Origin of the sequence: Paenibacillus forsythiae T98 (assembly GCF_000520735.1) — a bacterium.
GTDB lineage: Bacteria > Bacillota > Bacilli > Paenibacillales > Paenibacillaceae > Paenibacillus_AQ > Paenibacillus_AQ forsythiae.
The window spans coordinates 1-3,107 of sequence record NZ_ASSC01000772.1 but is presented as its reverse complement, the minus strand read 5'-3'; the positions used below and the strand labels follow the sequence as shown (position 1 = coordinate 3,107).

Genomic DNA, 3,107 nt, shown 5'->3' with positions numbered 1-3,107 from the left:
TTTGCTGCGCCGGCGGGGGGTGTAGGATTTGGAGTCCTCCTCCGCCGCGAGCAGGCCAGTCGCCGCTCCAAGGGCGCCCGCTTTTCCTTTGCCAAGGCCGCCCATAACGAGCTTGAACATCGGAGCCATCTGTTGAAAGCCCTGCATCACCTTTTGCACCTTGCCCATGGAGCTGACGATTCCGTCGATTCCCCCCATGCGGTCGATCAAGCCCTTGATCTGATCCATGTTGCCCAGGTTGGCAAGTCCGCCGAGGTTCCCCAGCAGTCCGCCGCTTTTGGTCGCCGCCTCCGTTGCTGCCGGAGCCGCAAGCGCGGTTTCGGCCGCTTCCGCTCCAAGAGGGGAGAATGCGCCCGCCGTTCCGGGTCCCGGTACCTGCACGTAAGAGGTGATTCCGGGGTACGGAGACGAGCTGAACGATTCAGTCAACGCGCGGCTGCTTCGAGGGGAATGATTGTAGTAATGCTGAGGCATAGTATCACATTCCTTTGTCGGTTATTTTGCTATACTGTATGTCATGGGCGAACATAAGGTATGGACGGATGCCCGGGGTAACAGGGATAGGAGCGGAAAAGGGCAGCCGCCCAGCGGTCGGGGAATCTGGAATAATCCTTGTCCGGCTTTGTTTTTGATGCTCTGATGCAGTAAGATAGGAATGATGCCGACAGATGGGAGAGCGGAGCAGGGAGCAGCAGATATAAAATGATTTGTACGCTGGAGGCGGACACTTGTCCGTTGTTTTCGTTCTTTACAGCGTGAAATCGTTAATGCTTGAAAAATGCGCTCTGGTGCAATATAGTAAAGGCAGTAAGCCACATTAGGGGATGATTATATTATGCAGCTCAAGAAGCTGAACGATAAAAGTATCGATCAACTGTTTGAAGCCATTTTAACTTTAAAAGATATGGAAGAATGCTATGTGTTTTTTGACGACCTGTGCACGGTGAACGAGATTCAGTCGCTCTCGCAGCGCCTTGAGGTTGCGCGCATGCTGGGCAAGGGCTGCACGTATAATCAGATCGAAGCGGAGACCGGAGCGAGCACGGCGACCATCTCGCGGGTCAAACGGTGCCTTAATTACGGCAACGACGGCTATAAGCTGACGCTGGAACGTCTGGGGCGCTAATACCGATGAACCCGGGCGTGCTCATCATCAGTCACGGTTCGCGCGATACGTCCTGGGTGGCTATCGTTGATGAAGGTGTGAGCGAATTATCGCTGCGGGAGGAGCTTCCCGTGGCGGTTTCTTTTTTGGAGCTGGTGGACGGGCGCTCCATCCAGGACGGAATCGACACACTGGAACGGCAGGACGTTACAGATATTCTGGTTATTCCGCTGTTCGTCTCCTCGGGCAGCACCCATGTAGATGAGATCGCGTATGCGCTCGGGGCCAAGGATGAACCGGAAAAAGAGACCGAGCTCGCGCGGTTTAGAGTAACCGCCCGCATTCACTACGGTTCCCCCGTCGACGACGACCCGGATATCGCGGTCATGGCCTGGGACAAGCTGCGGGAGCTGTCGATCAATCCTACCAGGGAGATGATTCTGCTGGTCGGCCACGGGAGCGCGCATGCCGGCTTCCGCCAGCGCTGGGAGCGCGGAATGTCATCGCTGGCGGAGCGCGTCTGTAGAGTCAGCGGCATTGCGGCGGCGGATTACGCGCTGCTGAATCCCGACAATGTAGGCGATAAGGTGCGGCACTGGCGGAAACAGGGATATGAGGTGCTCGTTGCGCCGATTTTTTTAAGCGAGGGCTACTTCACCAAGAACGCCATTCCAGGCAAGCTCGAAGGACTAACCTACAAATATAACGGCAGAACGCTGTTGCCCCATCCGCTGCTGCCGCACTGGATTGCCGCCCGTGTGGAGGAAATGCTGAACAATCTGCGCGGGGGAGAGGGCGAGCCGAACCGGTAGCCCGTGCCTGGAATGCGTTAATCTTGCCGCCGTCTGCTTAAGGCTGTCCGGGTTGCTCGCTGCGGTTTATGCTTTACATCGAAGCTTCTCCGCCCGCAGTTTGGGGGTGGTTCCAAGGGGCCGGATCACAGGCGATCTCATGTGCTTTTTCCTCTCTTTCCCACATATATTGATTGTGCCCTCCAGAATTGGGTATAATCAGTTAAGTTGTTCAATAAAGAAGTGGGTGGAATTCCGGAAAATGAAAACTGCGAGATTAATATATAATCCAACTTCCGGGCGGGAAGAAATGAGGAGAAGGCTTGCCGATATTCTGGACCGTCTGGATCAGGGAGGCATTGAGGCTACCTGTCATGCGACGACGGGCGAAGGCGATGCGACGGAGGCTGCGGCGGACGCGGTAGATCGCGGATACGATCTCATTATTGCGGCCGGCGGCGACGGCACACTGAACGAGGTGGTTAACGGAATGGCGGAGAAGCCGAATCTGCCTCCTCTTGGGGTGCTTCCGCTGGGAACCACGAATGATTTTGCGCGCGCGATGGGAATTCCGAAGAATTGGGAAGATTCCTGCGATCTGATTATTAAGCAGCAGTCGCGTCTGATTGATCTTGGCAAAGCCAATGATCGCTATTTCATCAATATTGCCGGCGGCGGTACGCTGACCGAGTTGACATATGAAGTGCCCAGCAAGCTGAAGACGATGATGGGACAGCTCGCCTATTATTTAAAAGGAATCGAGAAAATGGCCAGCCTGTCCCCGACGGAACTGATGATCCGCGCAAGCGGCCAGGAGCTGATCCATGACGAGTTCATGCTGTTCCTGATTGCCAACACGAACTCCGTAGGAGGCTTTGAGAAGCTGGCTCCGGATGCGCGGATCGATGACGGGCTGTTCGATGTTATCGCTTTAAAAAAGTGCAATCTCGCGGAACTCATCCGTCTGGTCAGCCTTGCGCTGCGCGGCGAGCATCTTCAAGACAAGAAAGTCGTGTATTTCCGCACGAATGAAATGGAAGTAAACTCTCCCGGTCATGTCCAGCTTAATCTGGACGGAGAGCTGGGCGGCACGCTTCCGGGACATTTCCGGATACTGCCCCGGCATTTGCGGATATTCGCGCATACTTTGTAAGCAGCATGAATAATGAAGACCATGAAAGAGAAGTGAAACCGAGCGAATGAATAATAAC

4 protein-coding genes are annotated in these 3,107 nt (G+C 54.9%); 3 read left to right on the top strand and 1 reads right to left on the bottom strand.

What is annotated here, in order from left to right; translation table 11 throughout:
- The coding region (locus L692_RS0123495; RefSeq protein ID WP_025702394.1) for a hypothetical protein at positions 1 to 474 on the bottom strand (474 nt) is incomplete at its 3' end.
- Between the two features lie 361 nt (positions 475 to 835).
- Between L692_RS0123495 and L692_RS0123490 the strand changes: the two genes are divergently transcribed.
- The 3 genes from L692_RS0123490 to L692_RS0123480 all read left to right on the top strand — a co-directional run bounded on the left by L692_RS0123490 (position 836) and on the right by L692_RS0123480 (position 3,049).
- Positions 836 to 1,126, top strand: coding sequence for a YerC/YecD family TrpR-related protein (locus L692_RS0123490; RefSeq protein ID WP_025702393.1), 291 nt, complete (start codon positions 836 to 838; stop codon positions 1,124 to 1,126).
- Positions 1,127 to 1,131: 5 nt separating this feature from the next.
- Entirely contained in the window at positions 1,132 to 1,917 is a 786-nt protein-coding gene (locus tag L692_RS0123485) for a sirohydrochlorin chelatase (protein ID WP_025702392.1), read from the top strand.
- Positions 1,918 to 2,158: 241 nt separating this feature from the next.
- Complete coding sequence (locus tag L692_RS0123480; protein ID WP_025702391.1) at positions 2,159 to 3,049, top strand: diacylglycerol kinase; 891 nt, start codon at positions 2,159 to 2,161, stop codon at positions 3,047 to 3,049.
- The last annotated feature ends 58 nt before the right edge of the window (positions 3,050 to 3,107 follow it).